Below are 17216 nucleotides of genomic sequence, written 5' to 3' on the forward strand. Positions count from 1 at the left end.
CGGATCGTGGCCGGCGTGCGGGTCGTGACCGTACGGCGCTCTCGCCGGGCGGGTCAGGTTGTGATCAGGATGGCCGGGTGGGCCTCGTGGACCGCGTTCAGGGCCCAGCGCATCCGGGTTTCGTACGCCTCGGGGTGGTCACCGGCCTCCTGGGCGACGAAGGCCGCGCAACAGGCGAGATCGGCATGACGGAGACGTATCTGGTCTTCGATGGTCGCGCGCACCCGATCCGGCGACGGATCTTCCGATGCCTGCAGGGCGGAGGCAAAGAGAACCTGCGCCAGGTCGGACGCTCCCATCATGGTTTCCATTGCGTGTCCCTTCCCCAGGGGCTTCCAAGTCTGACGGACCTCCGAGGCCCCCGCTACCCGTTTTAACCCCTATTCACATCCTCATCATCTCGCCTGGCTCTGACATTTTCTGCCGGTTCAGCGGCTCGCCGGGGTGCGCGATCGCAGTGGGCGTTTCCGGAAGCGACAGCTCAAGGGGGACGGTTCAGGACGGAGCCCCGATGGCACGGCGGACCGCGACCGGACCCGCCACGGGGGCGCTCCCGCCCCGGTGTTCAGGGTTCGGCCGGACGGCTCGCCCCGCTCCACCGTCACTGGAAGGACGGCGGTGGAGCGAGGCGGGCCCGGCTCGGGTCACGAGCCGACGAGCCCCGTCCCGTCGGTTCGACTCCGCTCATGCCGGCGCGATTCGGCGCCCGCGCGGGTGGCCGCCGGTCTGCGCGGTCACCCCGCCTGCGCCGTGAGGCGATCGAAGAGATCGAGCGCGGCCCGCCGCACCTCGTCGGGGGAGACGCCGTCCAGGACGTTCCGGGCCTCGGCGAGGTCGCGCGTGGTCGCGCAGGTGATGGCCACCGACTTGGCGGCGGCGTGGTCGAGCGGTCCGGTCGACGTGTTCGCCAGCATCTCCGCTTTCGCGGCGAGATCGAGGTTGTCGCTCATATGTGGTTCGGTCAACGGGTTCTCCTTGAGCGTTGGCGGTTCGGGCCATTGTCGATCACTCATGCGGTTCCGGATGTCGAGAGTGACACATAGCTCGCAAGACCAGGAGTAGCGACACGAAACCTCGTGTGGCGGCCGACTCCCGGTGCGGCCCGTTCTTTCTCACCGGCAAACCAGAGTGAAAAAACGCCAGTCCAGTCACAGCGGCAGCATCGCGTTTCGCGAACAAGCTGCCGACATTCTGGAAGGATCGCGTAAATATCCTGTCGGACATCGAGACTGACGGACAGTGACTGATGCCCCCCATCGATCAAATCACCACCTTCATATCGGATCAGCCGGTCGGAACGATCATCATCTGCGTGATCGCCCTGCTTATTCTGACCCTGGTCTTTTTTGTGTCCCGCACGGCCTATCGCGCGGGGACCCGGTTCTTCCACCGTTTCGTCGCACCCCGTCCGGTGGAGGACATCCTCACCATCGTCGCAGCCAGTATCGCGACAGGTGTATCCGCCCAGGGTATGTGGCGTTTCTCCGGTGACGTTCTGGGCTTCGACGGGCCGTTGAGGTTCCTGCTCTTCGCCTTCATCGAGGTCGCCGTCATCACCAGCGCGGTACGGGCCCGCCGCAACATGAGGGAGAACTACTCCGCCGGCATCGACGGTGTCGCCGTATGGGCGCTCACCGGCCTGACCGCGGTGTTGTCGAGCATGGACGCCCGCAGCCTCGCCGAGGCCGTGTTCCGGCTCGCCGCCCCGCTGGTGGCGGCATGGCTGTGGGAGCGCGGCATGGCGATCGAGCGCCACCGCATCACCGGGCGTTCCCGCATCAACTGGCGGATCACCCCCGAGCGCGCGCTGGTCCGCATCGGACTGGCCGAGGTCAGCGACCGCACCGCGAGCGAGGTGGACGCGCACCGCAGGCTGACCCGTGTCGCGCTGGCCGCCAAGCGCGCTCGCGCGCTTCGCGAGGCCGGGGCGTCCGACCGGAAGATGCGGGCGGCCCTCGTCAAGCTGGACCGTGCCATGGATCGTGCGGTGGAGCACAGCGGCCTGGCGGTCGACTCCGCCCGGCAGGAGGCGCTGCTCTCCCAGATCGGGGCGCTCTACAACACCGCCGCCCTGATCGATCTGAGCCCGCCCGTCCCGTGGAGTCGCGAGGCCGGCGAACCGCCCGCGCGCCCGGCGGTGTCGGGGGCGCCGGTGATGCTGCTCGCCGATGACGACGAGGAGGAGCTCCAGCTGCCGGAGACGCCCTCGCCCGTCGTCGACACGGCGCAGCGCGCGGCCCAGATGCGTGCCGCGCGGAAGTACTGGGACAACCAGATCGAGCGGAAGTTCGTCCCCCGGGCGACCGACATCGCCCACGAGACCGGCATCGCCCTGGCCACCGCCCGCGAGTACCGCGCCCTGTGGAAGCTGGAGCCCAAGGCTCACGCGCTGCTGGAGGCCGCCTACAGCGAGCACGGGATCATCGACACGGGGACGTTCCCCGCCATCGAGACGGAGCACGTCCTGACGGTGAACGGCTCGTCCTCCAACCGCTGACCTGCCGGGAGATCGGGACCTTCGGTCTCCCGGGAACCGGTCGATGCCGGTCGGCCCCAAGCCGGACAACGGGCACCCCGGCAGCGGGCCGGCGGCGAACAGCGAACAGGCCGCCGAGGGCTTCGGCACCCACCCGGCTACGTGGACTCGCGGACGATGAGGGTCGTCGGCAGTATCACCGGGTCCAGGTGCTCGGCGCCGTCGATGAGGGCGAGCAGCAGGCGGACCGTCTCCTCGGCGACCCGTTCCAGGGGCTGCCGGATGGTCGTGAGCGGGGGGTGCGTGGAGAGCGCCACCGTTGAGTCGTCGAACCCGCCCACCGCGACGTCCTCGGGCACCCGCCGCCCGGCCGCGCGCAGGGCCGACAGCGCGCCCGCGGCCATCAGATCCGAGGCGACGAACACCGCGTCGAGGTCGGGGACCCGCTCCAGCAGCCGTGCCATGGCGCTCTCCCCGCCCAGCTGGGTGTAGTCGCCGTGCTCGATCAGCTTCTTGGACGCCTTCCTGCCGAGGATGTCGGCGAAGCCCTCCAGCCGCTGCACCCCGCCCGGGGTGTCGAGCGGGCCGGTGATGGTGGCGATCCGCCTGCGGCCCAGCTCCACCAGGTAGCGCGTCATCTGCCGGGCGCCCTCCCGATCGTCCGCCGCCGCGTAGGGGATCACGTTCTCCCGTCCGATGACCGACCCCTGGGCGACGACGGCCACCGGGATGTCCACCAGCGCGTCGACCAGCGTGTCGCCCGCGTGGGTGGAGACCAGGAACACCCCGTCGGCGTGGCCGCCGCGCAGATAGCGGACCACCCGGTCGCGGTCGCCGTCGTTCCCGGCGATCATCATCACCAGCGACACGTCCCGCTCGGCGAGCCGGCGGGTGGCGGTCCGCAGGAGCACGCTGTAGTTGGGATCCTCGAACAATCTCTCCTGAGGTTCGGACAGGACCATCACCACCGAACCGGTCCGCTGGGTGACCAGGCTGCGGGCGGCGCGGTTGAGGACGTATCCGGTCTCGGCGATGGCCCGTTGGACGGCGGCGTGCGAGGCGGGGCTGACGTAACGGTCGTCGTTGAGCACCCGGGAGACCGTTCCCCGGGAGACCCCCGCCGCCGCCGCGACGTCGTGAATGGTCGGACGCTTCGCCATGCTGCCATTGTCCCCTCGGCCGGTGGCCGGCCTGCCGCCGATTCGCCCGATCACTAGCTTTTCACTGCTCCGCCGGCCAGATCGGTCCGCCAGTAGCGCTGCATCGTGAGGAACAGCGCGATCAACGGGATGATCGAGATCAGCGTGCCCGTGAGGATCAGGTTGTACAGCGACGGCTGGTTGGCCCCCGCCGCGAGCAGCGTGTAGAGGCCGACCGTCAGCGGGAACTTCTGGTCGTCGCCCAGCATGATGAAGGGCAGCAGGAAGTTATTCCAGATCGCCACGAACTGGAACAGGAAGATGGTCACCATGCCGGGAAGCATCAGGGGCAGGGCCACCCGGCGGAGCAACAGCCAGTGCCCGGCCCCGTCGATGCGCCCGGCCTCCAGCAGGGCGTCGGGGATGGCGGCGGTGGCGTAGATGCGCGCCAGGTAGATGCTGTACGGGTGCAGGATCTGCGGCAGCAGGACCGACCAGTAGGTGTCCGCGAGCCCGATCTTCGAAAACAGCAGGTACTGGGGGATGGCCAGCACCACCGCGGGCACCAGGATGCCGCCGATCAGCAGGTTGAAGATCAGGTTCCGGCCGCGGAAGCTGTACTTCGCCAGCGCGTAGCCGGAGACCGCCGAGACCGCCGTGGACAGCAGCGCGCCGCCGCCCGCGTAGAGCAGCGTGTTCAGCATCCACAGCCAGAACACGCCGTCGCGGTAGTCCGCCAGGTCGGCGATGTTGGACAGCAGCCCGGTGCCGGGGGCGAAGGTCGAGGTGGAGAAGAGCTCCGCCTTCGACTTGGTGGCGGCGATCAGCACCCAGCTGACCGGCAGCAGGCAGTAGAGCGCGCCGAGCAGCAGGATCGCGGTCGGCGCGATCCCGTACGGCCCGCGCTTTCGCGTCCCGGTCGCCCGGTTCCCCGCTCGGACGGCGGTCGTGGTGGTCATCAGCCCTCCCCGAAGGCGCGGTTACGGACGATGCGCAGGAAACCAAACGAAAGGACGAGGGAGATCGCCGCGATGACGATCGAGGTGGCGGCGGCCGAGTAGAGGTCGCCGGTGACGAACGCGTCCCGATAGACCTTCATCAGCGGGCTCCAGGTCGAGCTGATCGTGTTGGTCAGCGGCCGCAGGGTGGTCGGCTCGGTGAACACCTGGATGGTGGCGATGATGGAGAACACCGTGGTCAGGATGATCGCGGGCAGCATGATCGGGATTTTGATCCGCAGGGCGATCTGGATCTCGCCCGCCCCGTCGATCCTGGCCGCCTCGTAGTAGGTCCTGGGGACGGCCCGCAGGTTGGTGTAGAGCACCAGCATGTTGAAGCCGACCCCGCCCCAGACGGCCACGTTGGCCATGGAGAAGGTGACGGCTCCGGTGCCGAGCAGGTCGATGTCGAGAACCTGGCGGATCGGGCTGAGGCTCGGCAGGTAGAGGAAGCCCCACAGCAGGCTGGCGGCCACGCCGGGCACCGCGTACGGCAGGAAGACGGCGATCCTGGAGAACCGCGCGAGCCGTACGTGTGCCGAGTCCAGCAGCAGCGCGAACAGCAGGGCGAGCCCGAGCATGACCGCCAGCACCAGCAGGCCGTAGCCGAGGACCCGGAGCCAGCCGGCCCACAGCTCGCCGTCGGTGACCGCCGCCGCGTAGTTGTCGAGACCGACGAAGATCTCGGTGCGGGAGTTCTTGCCCAGGCCCAGCCCGGAGACCTTCGTGCGCCGCAGGCTGAGATACGCCGTGTAGACGATGGGGACGGCCATGAAGAGCGTGAACAGCACCATGGCCGGAGCGAGGAAGAGGTAGGGGACGGCACCCGCGGTGCGGGCGCCGCCGCTGCGGCGGCTCGTCATTGGACGAGCTGGAATCCGGACTTCTGCATGTCGGCGACCGTCGTCTCCTGCATCGCCTGGAGGGCGTCGGAGAAGACCGACTTGTCGTGGACCGCCTTGTCGAAGGCGTCCTTGAAGGCGTTGTAGGTCACGTTGACGTTCGGCCCGAAGGTGAAGCCCCGTGCGCCGGCGGAGATCGCCGCGGCCTGCTGCCAGAAGTCGGCCTGGTTGGAGAAGTAGTCGGGGGCCTCACCGAGGAGGCCGCCGCCCTTGGTGGAGGCCGGATAGACCGCGCCCTCCTTGACCAGCAGGCCGAGTGCCTCAGGGTCGGTGTTCAGCCAGGTCGCGAACTGGACGGCGGCGGCCTTGTTGGGGGACTTCTCGGCGACCGCGGTGGACGAGCCGCCCCAGAAGCCGCTGAGGTTCTCGCCCGCGTTCCACTGCGGCAGCGGCGCGATCGCCCACTTGCCCTTGCCGTTCGGCGCGTTGCCGGACAGCACGCCCGGACCCCAGACCGCCGACGGCCAGGTCAGCAGCTTGCCGTCGTTGAGGGCCTTGTTCCACTCTGGGGTGAAGTACGGCTGGCCGTCGATGGCGCCCTCCTTGACGAGGCCGCCCCAGTAGTCGGCGACCTTCTTGGTGGCGTCGTCGTTGATCCCGACCTTCCACGCCTCGCCGCTGATCGACCACCACTGGGCGCCGGCCTGCTGGGCCAGGCCGACGAAGGAGCCGGGGTCCTTGCTGGAGAAGGTGCCGAGGAAGACCTCGGGGTCCTTCTTCCGTGCGGCGCGGGCGGCCTCGGCGTACTCGTCCCACGTCTTGGGAACCTCGATGCCGTACTTCTTGAACAGGTCCTGGCGGTAGTACAGCATCATCGGGCCGCTGTCCTGCGGGAGCGCGTAGACGGCGTCGGTCCCCAGCGTGACCAGGCCCCAGATCCCCTCGCTGAACTTGCCCTTCGCCTGGCTCACGTCGTTCTTGAGGTCGGCCAGCGCGTCGGCGGCGACGAAGGACGGCAGCATCTGGTACTCGGCCTGGACCAGGTCCGGCGGGTTGCCCGCCTTGGCCGCGGTCAGGAACTTGGCGGCGGCGTCGTCACCCCCGGCCTGCTTGCTGATCGTGACCTGGATGTCCGGATGGGCCTGGTTCCAGACCGCCGCGATCTTGTCCATGTTGGGGACCCAGGACCAGTAGGTGAGCTTGACCGGCCCCGCGGGAGCCGAGTTCTGTGCGGCCTGGGAGGACGGCTCCTGGGAGGCGCCGGAACATCCGGCGGCCAGGGTGGCGGCCATGGCCGCGGCCGCCACTGCGAGCCGTTTTCTCTGCATGCGTTCCTCCGTGTCGGGGGGTGGGAGGTGTCGAGGCCTGATCATGTGTGAAGTTCTGTGAACGTTCACAGACTGAAATCCAGCACGTATCGCTGTCAATGCCCGTTACGTTCTCGTTAACTCCAAGGTTGAACGGACATACTAGGACGACTCTTCCCTGTCTGCCAGCTTTGGATTACTGTGCACGTTCACAGAAATGATTCGAGGGGGAGCTGTTGCCTGGATATCCCGTCCTGCCCGAGGGCATCGCATACGGCGGGGACTACAACCCCGAGCAGTGGCCGGAGGAGGTCTGGCACGACGACGTCCGGCTGATGCGCGAAGCCGGGGTGAATCTGGTCAGCCTCGGCATTTTCAACTGGAGTCTGCTGGAGCCGGCCGAAGGCGTGTACGACTTCGGCCGGCTGGACAGGATCATCGACCTGCTGGACTCGTCCGGCGTCAAGGTCGACCTGGCGACCCCGACCTCCTCGCCGCCCGTGTGGTTCAGAAAGGCCCATCCGGACAGCCGCCTCGTCGACAGGGAGGGCCACGTGATCGCGGGCGGCTCCCGGCACAGCTTCTGCCCGAGTTCCCCGCGCTACGCCACCGCCTCCGAGCGGATCGCCGAGCGGATCGCCGCCCGCTACGCGAGCCACCCGGCGGTGGTCATGTGGCACGTCCACAACGAGTACGGCTGGGCGAACGCGCAGTGCTACTGCGAGACCTCCGCCGAGGCGTTCCGCGACTGGCTGCGTGAGCGGCACGGGGACGTGGGGGCGCTGAACGCGGCGTGGGGAACCACGTTCTGGGGGCTGACCTACGGCTCGTTCGAGGCGGTGGAGCCGCCCCGGGTCGCGCCCGTCGGCCAGCTCACGGGCCTGCAGCTCGACTTCGCGCGATTCTGCGTCGACGCCCACCTCGCCAACTTCCGCCGCGAGCGCGAGGCCATCCGCCGCTTCAGCGACCTGCCGGTCACCACCAACTTCATGATCCCCAACTGCAGGCCGATGGACTACTGGCGGTGGGCGGGCGAGGTGGACGTCGTCTCCAACGACCACTACCTCGACGCCGAGCGGGCCGACAGCCACATCGAGCTCGCGCTGGCCGCCGACCTCGCCCGCTCGGTGGCGGGCGGCAGGCCGTGGATGCTCATGGAGCACTCGACCGGCGCCGTCAACTGGCAACCGCGCAACCTCGCCAAACGGCCGGGGGAGATGCGGCGCAACAGCCTCGCCCACGTCGCCCGGGGGTCGGACTCGGTGCTGTTCTTCCAGTGGCGGGCCTCCCGCTACGGCGCGGAGAAGTTCCACTCGGCGATGCTGCCGCACGCGGGGACCGGCTCCGAACTCTGGCGCGACGTGGTCGCCCTGGGGGCGGAGGTGGGCAAACTGAACAAGGTGCGGGGCTCCCGCGTCGAGGCCGAGGTCGCGCTCGTCTGGGACTGGGAGTCGTACTGGGCGCTCGAACTCGAATGGCGGCCCTCGGCGGACCTGGACTTCCGCGAGCGGGTGGAGGCCTACTACGAGGCGCTCTGGCGGGAGCACGTCACCGTTGATTTCGTACACCCTTCTGCCGATATTTCGGGATACAAACTGGTTGTCGCGCCGAGCTCCTACCTGCTCACGGAGGCGTCCGCCAAGAACCTGCACCGCTACGTCGAGGCCGGTGGGCACCTGGTGGTCTCCTACTTCTCCGGCATCGTCGACGAGAACGACACCATCCACCCCGGCCCCTACCCGGGAGTCCTGCGCGAGGTGCTCGGCCTGTCGGTGGAGGAGTTCCATCCGCTGCGCGCGGACGAGACGGTCTCGCTCGGCGACCACGGCCTGACCGGGCGGATCTGGTCCGAGCGCGTCCGGCTCGCGGGCGCGCACGCCGTACGGGACTTCGCCGACGGCCCCGACGCGGGCCATCCCGCGGTGACCCGCCACGAACTGGGCGCGGGAACGGCGTGGTACGTCGCGACGGCCCTCGACCCGATTCGTGACGGGGACACGGCCCCCGACCCGATCCGTGACGGGGACACGGCCCCCGACCCGATTCGTGACGGGGACACGGCCCCCGCCGCGACTCGCGGCGACGACCCGAACCGGGCCGGTGACGAGCCGGTGGACGGCCGGGACCCGCGTGAGCTCCCCGGCCCGGCGCGCGACGGCGGTGTCGCGGGCGGCGGGGATCTGCGCGGGATCCTGCGCGCGGTCCTCGACCGGGCGGGCGTGTCCCGGCCGCGGGACCTGCCCGACACCCTTGAGTTCGTACGGCGAGGCGACCACGTCTTCCTCATCAACCACGGCGACGTGCCCGTCACGGTTCACGGGGTGAGCGGGACCGGGGTGCTCGACGGCGCCGAGCACACGGGGCCGGTGACCGTACCGCCCGGCGGCGTCACGGTCGTCGAACGGGCCGGGGGCGCATGACCTCCCTCGGTGCCGCGCCGATCACCTGGCCGCGACGCGTCACCGAGGGCCATCGGGGATGTCCTTGTCACTCTCTCCAGAGCGGAGACCCATGAAAAAGACCATGGTGGCGCCGGTTCGGCGCGCCACCGCAGCCCCCACAGCCTCATCCGCGCCGACCCGGTCCGCCCACCGGTGACGGCGAACACCATCCGTCCTCTCCTGACCGGAGGAACCATGCGAAAGATCTTCACGGCGCTGTTGTTGTGCGCCGCCTTACTCGCGGCCGGGCAGCCGGCGCACGCGGGCACCCGCCCGGACCACGACAGGCCCTGGATCGCGGGCGCCGACGTCTCCAGCCTGGCCAAGTCGGAGGCGCTCGGCGGGGTCTACCGCTCCTCGAACGGCAAACGCGGAGACGCGCTGGCCATCCTGGAGTCCGCCGGCCTCGACTACGTCCGGCTGAAGGTCTGGGTGAACCCGGCCGACGGCTACAACACCAAGACCCAGGTGCTCAAACTCGCCAAGCGGGCCAAGTCCCTCGGCATGGGGCTGCTGGTCGACTTCCACTACTCCGACAGCTGGGCCGACCCCGGCAAGCAGAACAAGCCGGCGGCCTGGAGCGCCCTGCCGTTCGACGAGCTCAAGCAGGCTCTCTACGACCACACCTACGACGTGCTGAACGCGCTGAAGAAACAGGGCACCAAGGCCGACATGGTGCAGATCGGCAACGAGCTGAACGGCGGCCTGCTCTGGCCGGACGGCAACTGGGAGAACTGGCCGAACCTGGCCGGGCTGCTCAACGCCGGGTACGACGCGGCCAAGGCGGTGTCCCGCTCGACGAAGGTGGTGCTCCACCTGGCCGACGGCGCCGACAACGGCCTGTACCGCTGGTGGTTCGACACCGCCGCCACCCACGGAGTCCGGTACGACGTGATCGGCCTGTCCTACTACTCCTTCTGGCACGGGACCCTGGAGGCGTTCCAGGCCAACCTGAACGACGTGGCCGCCCGGTACGGCAAGCCGGTCGTGCTGGTGGAGACGGCCTATCCCCACACCACCGCCGACAAGGACGGCTGGGAGAACATCATCACCTCCGCCGAGCCGTACCCGGGCTATCCGGCCACGCCCCAGGGGCAGGCGGAGATGATGCGGGCGGTGGCGAAGGTGGTCCGGTCGGTTCCCCAGGGACGCGGCCTCGGCGTCTTCTACTGGGAGGCGACCTGGACGGGGGTGCCCGGCAACGGCTGGGACCCCGCCGATCCCTCGTCCGGCAACGGCTGGGAGAACCAGGCCCTGTTCGGGTTCGACGACCGCCTGCTCCCGACGGTGAAGTCATTCCTCGACCGATGAGTCCGCGACGGTGAAGACGTTCCTCGGCCGATGAGCCCGCCGCCTCCCGCGCCCGCCCCACGCGGGCGCGGGAGGCGGCGCCCGTTCTGCGGCTGAAAAGCGTTGTGACCGGACTCCGTGGGGGGAGTCCGGTCACGCTCGGGGATCGGTGCTTCGCTGGGATCAGACGGCGATCCGGCCGGCGCCGGCGCCGGCGGTCACGATGGACTTGACGTTGGCCGCGGTGTCGAGCGAGTAGGAGTAGGGGATGGAGGCCACGCTGCCCCCGGTCTGCCCGCTGCCGGAGTTGACGAAGTGGTTGTTACGCGCGACCAGGCTGCCCGGGCCGGAGTCTCCCTCGCCGAGGTGGTAGGGGTCTTCGGTGTTCTCGAAGTAGTTGCCCTCGACCAGGACTCCGGCACCCTCGGTGGACGCCACGCCGTAGCTGCCGACGCCGCCGTAGTAGTTGTTGTAGACGTGGACCGGGTTGCCGAACCGCACGCGCGGGTGGCGCTGGTTGGTGCCGTCGAACCAGTTGTGGTGGTAGGAGACCCGGAGGTGCCCGATGTCCTCGCTGCCGTTGCCGTCGTCGTGGCCGAGCAGCATGCTCTTGTCGTGGTCGGTGACCTTGTTCCAGGAGATGGTGACGTAGTCGCTGCCGCGCTTGACGTCCACGGCGCCGTCATAGCCGTTGCTGAAGGTGTTGTGGTCGATCCACACGCGGGTGGAGTACTGGACCTGGATGCCGTCGTCGTTCCAGTCGCGGAAGGTCAGGTTGCGGACGATGACGTTGGACGCCTCGGAGATGTTGAAACCGCAGCCGACGATGGTGGCCCCGGAGTTGCCGAGGATGGTCTTGTTCGAGCCGACCCTGAGCATGCCGGAGCAGGAGATCGTGCCCGACACTCGGATCACCGCCGCGCCGCTGGCGGAGAGCGCGCTGGTCAGCGCGGAGGCGCTGCTGACCGTGGTCGACGAGGCGCTGCCACCGCCGGTGGTGCCGCCACCCTGGGTCGCCCATCCGACCAGGCCGGTCTGAGGCTGTGTCGGCGGGTTGGTCGGGGGGTTCGTGGGCGGGTTGGTCGGCGGGTTGGTCGGGGGGTTGGTGGGCGGGTTGGAGCCCGCCGGGGTCAGCCTCCACTGCTTGGTCGCCACGGAGTCGCAGGAGTTCTGCTGGATGAGGGCGCCCGCGGACGTCGCGTTGTCCTTGGTGTTGAGGCACTTGCCGCCGTTGGCGTTGACCACCCGGTAGTTCGACCCGGACGCGGTCAGCTGCCAGACCTGGGAGGCCCCACCCGAGCAGCTTTCCTGCTGTACGGCCTTGCCGGCGGAGGTGCTCGCGTCCCTGACACCCGCGCACTTGCCGGTGTGCGCGGCCTTGAGCAGGTACGAACTGCCCGACAAGGTGACGTTCCAGACCTGCCCGGCCGCGCCGTTGCAACTGTTCTGGGCGAGCTGCACGCCGTCAGAGGTGCTGCCTCCGGGAACGCTGAGGCACAGGCCGCTTCCGTTGTTCACCAGGGTGTAGGCCCCGGCGGCGGGTGCGGCCGAGGCGGACGTCGCGCCGACCACCAGCCCTGTCAGGGCGACCGTACAGGCGAAGACCGCGGCGGCGGCGGCCTTCCCGTTGATGTTGCGTTTCACGGTTGAGCTCCTTGCTGGTCCGGCAGGCCGGTACGGCCTGCGATACGGGTTCCCCCCAGCGAGTACTCGCCGTTCACATATGTGATCCACGTACATGTGAGCGAACAATCACAAGTTAGGAAAGCGTTTTCCCGCTGTCAACCAACGGTGAAACTTTCACAAAGGTGGTTGTTGTGTCGTAAGGGGATTCCCCCGATTCGGCCCCGCCCGCCCCGCGGCTCGAACCCGCCGGCGCGAGGAGATCCGGCCGAGAAGACCTTCGCGAACGGAGGTTCAGGCGGGGCCGAAAAGCGGGGAAGGAGCCGCCCTTCCGGGTCTCCACCTGCGAAAAGGCGTCCCGGGCCGCCCCGGGGAAAGCGGGTGCCGGGCCGGGGGCCGTCTCCGCCCGCCCCGGTGCGCCCTTCGGAACACGCGATTCGCCGGCCGCCGGTATGTGACGTCAGAGGGTGACGACGGGGGCCGGAAGCCGCTAGTCGACCTCGGCGCTGCCGTTGACACGAAGTTTGCGGCGGGCGCGTTCGTAGAAGGTCTTGGGGCCGAGCCGGACGACCCACGCGGCGGCGCGCAGCGCGGTGACGGTGAGCTGGTCTCCGGGGCACAGATGGGCGCCCACCGCGCCGTCCACCTCCACGGCCAGACGGCCGCTCGTCGGGAGCAGCTCAAGCATTACCCTCTCGTCGGCCGACAGCACCAGGGCCCGGTTGAACGCCGAATGGGCCGCCGCCGGCACGACGAGGATTCCCTCGACCATGGGGGACACGATGGGGCCGCCCGCGGAGAAGCTGTAGGCGGTCGACCCGGTGGAGGTCGCCACGATGACGGCGTCGGCGGCGTAGCGGACGAAATGATGGCCCTCCACGGAGATCTCCACCGCTGACAGTCCGTCGCCGGGGATCCTGACCAGCGCGATGTCGTTGAAGGCGGTCACCGCCGTCCCGTCCGGCAGGACGGCCTTCACCGCCATCCGGGGCTCCACCGTGTACTTGTGGTTGTCGATGGCGGACAGCGCGGTGGGGAGCTCGTCGACGTCGATCTCGGCGAGGAACCCCAGGCGGCCGAGATTGACGCCGAGGATGGGGGTGGGCCGTCCCGCGATGAGCCGCATGGTGCGCAACATCGTCCCGTCGCCGCCCAGGCTGACGAGCAGGTCGGAGCGCTTCACCAGGGTGTCGACGTCGACACCGACCGCGCTGCAGTCGATGCGCCCGACCTCGGAGGAGAGCCCGAGCACCGTGCGGTTCCGGGCGCGGGCCCACTCCACGATCGTGTCAATGGCCACCTTCGAATCGCGCTGCGGATGCAGGACCAGTCCTACGGTTTCGACCATCCCCATGCCGCCACTGTACGGGGGCCTTCGAGCGGCCGTGCCACGGGAGGCGGGCTACTCGCGAGCTCGGAAAAGCGGGCTCGGAAAAGCGAGCTCGGGAAGCGGGCTCGGGAAGGCGGGCGCATTCGGCGGGCGCGGCGGGTTCGAGCGGGCCGGGCCGGTCGGGCGGGCGTGGAAGGCACGCGAGCTCAAGGACCCGGTCGAGGTTCGGTGCCCCGGCGTCGTTCTTTCATCCGTGCCTCGTGGAGATGGCGGCGTCCTCCGGCCAGCTGATCCCTGATCCGCTTTTCGAGGTCGGCGAAGAAGCGGTAGTAGCCGTCTTCGTACTCCTCCACGACCTGGAAGGTCCACCTGTCCGGTAGCACGTTACGGCCGATCAGCTCGTTGGCCAGGGCGTCGGCCTGCTCCGCGTGGCCGGAGGCCCGCAGCAGTTCCACGGCCAGGTCGAGCTGGAGGTCGGCATGGCCGGTGAGCTGGTGAAAGGAGTAGAGGTGTCCTCTGGCCCTCTCGGTCGTCTCCAGAGCCTCGGAGAGCCTGCCCAGCGCCTCCACGGTCGTGTCGTCGAGGTCGGCGGGATCCACGACCGCGGGATCCGCGGGGGTGGGATCGACGCCGGCAGGATCGGCGGGGTCGGCGCCGACAGGGTCGACAGGGTCGGCGGGGGCGGCGGGGTCGGAGGCGGCGGGGGCGGCGTCGCTCCCGGTCGCATCGACGGCGGCGGAACCGGCGGCGGAACCGGTGGCGGGGCCGGCGCCGGCGGGGTCGGCGGTCGCGGGATTCACGCCGGTGGGATCGGCGCCTGGCGCGTTGATCCCGGAAAATGAGTGCCTTTCCGGCAATCCTTCATAAATCACTTCGTCTCCTCGCCAAAGGCACTGGCGCGCCCGGAACGGCGAAGAGGTCTCGTCGATCACGCGCCGGGCGGCGGGAGCTCCGTCCCGTCGCCTCCTGATCGTTGTCCGAGCCCGGTCGTCGTCGCCCGCACGGCGCCTGAGCTGCTGGGTCGTCTCAGTGGTGGGAACGTGCCCCTACCCCGGCCGCCGACGGTGAATCAGCGGCGGCTCCCCACGAGGGCATGCCGCGGCCGGGCGCGAGAGCATTCCAAAGCGCCAAAAACATTGCAATCCTTTTTATGTGTTACACGCTTTTTCTCGGGCATACGGCTGGCAGCCAAGCAAGTGGAGCGTGAACCATGGATATCACTGGCATTGTTTCCGCCATCGTCATTGGAATCGTCATCGGGGCCCTGGGCCGACTGGTCGTTCCGGGGAAGCAGAACATCCCGATCTGGCTGACCGTCGTGATCGGTATCGTCGCCGCCCTCATCGGCACCGCGATCGCCGCGGCGCTGGGAGTCTCCAGCACCGGAGGAATCGACTGGATCGAACTGATCATCCAGGTCGTCCTGGCGGCCGTCGGCGTCATCCTGGTCACCGGCATGTACGGCAGGAGAGGTCTTCGATAGTCCGTTCGGACCGGCCGCCGGGTCATGCCGGGGGAGGTCCGAGGAGGCGTCGACCGGTTTCATCGGTGGTCCCGGCCCGCGATCGCGGGCCGGGACCACTGTGATCTGGGGCCGAATGTCTCGTGGAGGACTCTTGCAGGCGGCGCTTGATCAGCTTTTTCGCACCTGATGCCTCATATATCTCTTCTGTCTCATGCGGCGCTCATGTCCTACATGTCTCGTGTGAACCGCATGAACCGCATGAACCGCGTATTTGACGATCGAATGGAAAATTCCATTGTTTCCCAGTTCGGAGGCGTCCGGGAACGTCCAGACCGAGTCTGGACTTTCGAGGACGGGGAGAGGTCCCGTCGCTAAAGTCGCTGTGCGTGAGCTGGAGTTACCCGCAGGGTGAGGCGCGGCCGACGTGACGGCCGCGCGGCCGGACGTCATGAAGATCCGCTACATGCTTCTGCACGCCTACGGCATGGGCGGCACGATCCGGACGGTGATCAGTCAGGCGAACGCGATGGCGGCCGCGGGACACGACGTCGAGATCGTCAGCGTGGTGCGGCGGCGAGGCGAGCCGCAGTTCCCCGTCGACGGACGCGTCCGTCTCCACGCGCTGGCGGACCAGCGTGAGGGCAGGCGTCCCGACTCGGTGGGGCGCCGGATCCGGCGGAGGCTCCGTGGCAAGATCGTTCCTGCGGGGGAGTCGGCGGGGTCCACCTTCACCGAGCGGGTGGAGAGGGCCGTCATCGACTACGTCTCCGCGCTGGACGACGGCGTCCTGGTCACCACCCGCCCCGGTCTGAACCTCATCTCCGCCCGCCGTACCCCGAAAAGCGTCGTGCGCGTCGCCCAGGAGCACATGAACCTGGCCGCCCACCCCGACAGCGTCCGACGGCAGATCGCCCGCCACTACGGCCGCCTGGACACGGTCGCCGTGCTCACCGAGGCCGATGGGAAGGACTACCGGAACCTCCTGCCGGACACCCCGATCGTGCGGATCCCCAACGCGGTCCAGGTCGCCGAGCAGCCCCTCTCGTGGCAGGAGGACAGGCTCGTGGTCGCGGCCGGGCGGCTGGTCCCGCAGAAGGGCTTCGACCTGCTGATCCCGGCGTTCAAGCAGGTCGTGCGCCGGCATCCGGACTGGCGGCTGCGCATCTACGGCTCCGGCCCCAGGAAGGCCGAGCTGCGCGAGCTCCTCAAAAGCCACGGGTTGCGTGACAACGTCACCCTGATGGGACGCAGCGCCCGGCTCGGCGAAGAACTGGCCAAGGCCTCCTTCCACGTGCTCAGCTCCCGGTTCGAGGGGCTGCCGATGGTGATGATCGAGGCGATGTCCCACGCGCTGCCGGTCGTCGCGTTCGACTGCCCGACCGGCCCGCGCGATGTGCTCACCGACGGGGTCGACGGCCTGCTCGTCCCCTCCCAGGACGTCGACGCGCTGGCCGAGGCGATGGTCCGGCTCATCGAGGACCGGGAGCTGCGGCAGCGGATGGGGGCCGCCGCCATCGTCACCGCGCGTGACTACGCCCCTGAAAGGATCATGCCGCTCTGGGAGGGGCTGTTCGGCGAGTTGCTCGGCCGGAGCCGTACGCCGTCGAGCTGAGGGGAATTCGGCGGAGACCCAGGGGCGTATGTCGTATCTCCATCACGCGTCGAATGCGTGAGACGTATCTCAGAGATGCTCGTTCCGGTGTAAGAAATGCGGCCGTCGGTTCATAACATGTATCTCGCCCTATGAATTACGTCTAAATCCGGCGTGACCGCCTTCGGGTGCCTCGTGGATGCGTTTTCCCCTCTCGTTCCGGTCGTGTCCGGGTGATGACGCGCCCGCCCGGAGACGGCCTCCCGCCGTGAAGCGCTCCGGCGGTGACGGCGCCCTGCCGCCGCCGCGGATTCGCGGGCGGAATTCCGGCCGGCTCACGGCCGCCTCCGCTCCGGTTCGGCTCCGGCTCCGGTCCGGCACCGGATCCGGCCTGTCTCCGGTCCGGTCCGGGCCGTCCGCCGGCGGCGGGTCCGTGCGATTCGTGAAACCGATCATAGGAACTCAGTTGTATGTCCAAATAAGACATTTAAACTTATTCTGACATTAGCCATAATATTGAATTCATTCTTGGTGGGATCATATTCAATGCTTGACAAGCCATTTAAGGGCGTCCCAAGATTGGCTCGTCGGCGATGACGGGCTGTGTCCGGAGCTTCACGCCGGAGGTGCACGGGCTCGTCAATTGTGTCGCCGGTAATCGGCGGCTTCTCATTTGCTGATTCACGCCTTCGGTTTCTCCCTGTCGGTACGAGT

At 68.7% G+C, this 17216-nt stretch carries 14 protein-coding genes; 5 read left to right on the forward strand and 9 right to left on the reverse strand.

All coding sequences use genetic code 11. The features are described 5' to 3' along the window. Positions 1-53: 53 nt before the first annotated feature. Positions 54-299, reverse strand: coding sequence for a hypothetical protein (locus J2853_RS01120; protein WP_307553982.1), 246 nt, complete (start codon positions 297-299; stop codon positions 54-56). A gap of 435 nt (positions 300-734) precedes the next feature. Continuing rightward, on the reverse strand, positions 735-965 hold the full coding sequence (locus J2853_RS01125; RefSeq protein WP_307553984.1) for a hypothetical protein: 231 nt from the start codon (positions 963-965) through the stop codon (positions 735-737). A 347-nt stretch (positions 966-1312) separates the two neighbouring features. On the opposite strand from J2853_RS01125, the gene J2853_RS01130 reads away from it, so the two are divergent. Then, entirely contained in the window at positions 1313-2497 is a 1185-nt protein-coding gene (locus tag J2853_RS01130) for a hypothetical protein (RefSeq protein ID WP_307553986.1), read from the forward strand. Between the two features lie 137 nt (positions 2498-2634). Here J2853_RS01130 and J2853_RS01135 read toward each other — a convergent pair whose 3' ends face one another. Genes J2853_RS01135 through J2853_RS01150 form a run of 4 tightly spaced genes read right to left on the reverse strand, consistent with a single transcriptional unit; the run spans position 2635 to position 6783 of the window. Further along, a complete protein-coding gene (locus tag J2853_RS01135; RefSeq protein WP_307553988.1) occupies positions 2635-3636 on the reverse strand; it encodes a LacI family DNA-binding transcriptional regulator in 1002 nt (333 codons plus the stop codon). A gap of 53 nt (positions 3637-3689) precedes the next feature. Beyond that, positions 3690-4574 carry a carbohydrate ABC transporter permease gene (locus tag J2853_RS01140; protein WP_307553991.1) on the reverse strand — a complete coding sequence of 295 codons (885 nt, stop codon included), beginning with the start codon at positions 4572-4574 and terminating at the stop codon, positions 3690-3692. Continuing rightward, the gene (locus J2853_RS01145; protein ID WP_307553993.1) at positions 4574-5476 is read right to left on the reverse strand and encodes a carbohydrate ABC transporter permease; all 903 of its coding nucleotides are present in this window, start codon (positions 5474-5476) and stop codon (positions 4574-4576) included. The genes J2853_RS01140 and J2853_RS01145 overlap by 1 nt, the downstream gene beginning before the upstream one ends. Further along, positions 5473-6783, reverse strand: coding sequence for an ABC transporter substrate-binding protein (locus J2853_RS01150; RefSeq protein ID WP_307553995.1), 1311 nt, complete (start codon positions 6781-6783; stop codon positions 5473-5475). Before J2853_RS01150 ends, J2853_RS01145 begins: the two co-directional genes overlap by 4 nt. 215 nt (positions 6784-6998) lie before the next feature. Between J2853_RS01150 and J2853_RS01155 the strand changes: the two genes are divergently transcribed. Next, the gene (locus J2853_RS01155) at positions 6999-9182 is read left to right on the forward strand and encodes a beta-galactosidase (RefSeq protein ID WP_307553997.1); all 2184 of its coding nucleotides are present in this window, start codon (positions 6999-7001) and stop codon (positions 9180-9182) included. A 216-nt stretch (positions 9183-9398) separates the two neighbouring features. Then, positions 9399-10514 carry a glycoside hydrolase family 53 protein gene (locus J2853_RS01160; protein WP_307554000.1) on the forward strand — a complete coding sequence of 372 codons (1116 nt, stop codon included), beginning with the start codon at positions 9399-9401 and terminating at the stop codon, positions 10512-10514. Between the two features lie 162 nt (positions 10515-10676). On the opposite strand, the gene J2853_RS01165 is transcribed toward J2853_RS01160, so the two are convergent. From J2853_RS01165 to J2853_RS01175, 3 genes are all read right to left on the reverse strand, one after another. Continuing rightward, entirely contained in the window at positions 10677-12137 is a 1461-nt protein-coding gene (locus J2853_RS01165; RefSeq protein ID WP_307554002.1) for a pectate lyase family protein, read from the reverse strand. Between the two features lie 469 nt (positions 12138-12606). Beyond that, positions 12607-13470, reverse strand: a complete 864-nt coding sequence (locus J2853_RS01170; protein WP_307554004.1) for an NAD(+)/NADH kinase — start codon at positions 13468-13470, stop codon at positions 12607-12609. Positions 13471-13652: 182 nt separating this feature from the next. After that, on the reverse strand, positions 13653-14246 hold the full coding sequence (locus J2853_RS01175) for a hypothetical protein (RefSeq protein ID WP_307554005.1): 594 nt from the start codon (positions 14244-14246) through the stop codon (positions 13653-13655). A gap of 410 nt (positions 14247-14656) precedes the next feature. On the opposite strand from J2853_RS01175, the gene J2853_RS01180 reads away from it, so the two are divergent. Both J2853_RS01180 and J2853_RS01185 read left to right on the forward strand, forming a co-directional pair. After that, positions 14657-14929, forward strand: coding sequence for a GlsB/YeaQ/YmgE family stress response membrane protein (locus J2853_RS01180; RefSeq protein WP_307554007.1), 273 nt, complete (start codon positions 14657-14659; stop codon positions 14927-14929). A gap of 406 nt (positions 14930-15335) precedes the next feature. Beyond that, positions 15336-16523 (forward strand): glycosyltransferase family 4 protein, encoded by a 1188-nt coding sequence (locus J2853_RS01185; protein ID WP_307554009.1) that lies wholly within the window; start codon positions 15336-15338, stop codon positions 16521-16523. The last annotated feature ends 693 nt before the right edge of the window (positions 16524-17216 follow it).

Source organism: Streptosporangium lutulentum, from assembly GCF_030811455.1.
Classification (GTDB): Bacteria; Actinomycetota; Actinomycetes; order Streptosporangiales; family Streptosporangiaceae; genus Streptosporangium; species Streptosporangium lutulentum.

Excerpts from the sequence above, each read along its gene's own strand:
- J2853_RS01160 (WP_307554000.1), top strand. The coding sequence starts at position 9,399 with ATGCGAAAGATCTTCACGGCGCTGTTGTTGTGCGCCGCCTTACTCGCG.
- J2853_RS01145 (WP_307553993.1), bottom strand. The coding sequence starts at position 5,476 with ATGACGAGCCGCCGCAGCGGCGGCGCCCGCACCGCGGGTGCCGTCCCC.
- J2853_RS01170 (WP_307554004.1), bottom strand. The coding sequence starts at position 13,470 with ATGGGGATGGTCGAAACCGTAGGACTGGTCCTGCATCCGCAGCGCGAT.
- J2853_RS01135 (WP_307553988.1), bottom strand. The coding sequence starts at position 3,636 with ATGGCGAAGCGTCCGACCATTCACGACGTCGCGGCGGCGGCGGGGGTC.
- J2853_RS01150 (WP_307553995.1), bottom strand. The coding sequence starts at position 6,783 with ATGCAGAGAAAACGGCTCGCAGTGGCGGCCGCGGCCATGGCCGCCACC.
- J2853_RS01140 (WP_307553991.1), bottom strand. The coding sequence starts at position 4,574 with ATGACCACCACGACCGCCGTCCGAGCGGGGAACCGGGCGACCGGGACG.
- J2853_RS01180 (WP_307554007.1), top strand. The coding sequence starts at position 14,657 with ATGGATATCACTGGCATTGTTTCCGCCATCGTCATTGGAATCGTCATC.
- J2853_RS01120 (WP_307553982.1), bottom strand. The coding sequence starts at position 299 with ATGGGAGCGTCCGACCTGGCGCAGGTTCTCTTTGCCTCCGCCCTGCAG.